This window comes from Pseudomonas sp. NKUCC02_KPG, from assembly GCF_019345465.1.
GTDB lineage: Bacteria > Pseudomonadota > Gammaproteobacteria > Pseudomonadales > Pseudomonadaceae > Aquipseudomonas.
Genome location: NZ_JAHKRC010000042.1, coordinates 1 through 294, shown reverse-complemented (window position 1 = coordinate 294; position 294 = coordinate 1). Strand labels below are relative to the sequence as shown.

Annotated in this window: 1 rRNA gene; it reads left to right on the top strand. The window is 50.0% G+C overall.

The features are described from left to right. Positions 1 to 204: 204 nt before the first annotated feature. A 5S ribosomal RNA gene (gene rrf, locus KO536_RS24100) occupies positions 205 to 294 on the top strand; the annotation flags it as partial.

Below are 294 nucleotides of genomic sequence, written 5' to 3'. Positions count from 1 at the left end.
GCGCTGTGAGGCGTTGAGCTAACCAATACTAATTGCCCGTGAGGCTTGACCATATAACACCCAAGCAATTTGCGTCGAAGAGACCAGATTGCGGTGTGTGAAGACGATACAGACCGAAAGTTTGCGACTCACAAAACACCAGACTATTACATACCCATTCGCTGGAGCGTGAACCGAAAGGTAAACGACCTGGCTACCGAATTTCTTGACGACCATAGAGCATTGGAACCACCTGATCCCATCCCGAACTCAGAAGTGAAACGATGCATCGCCGATGGTAGTGTGGGGTTTCCC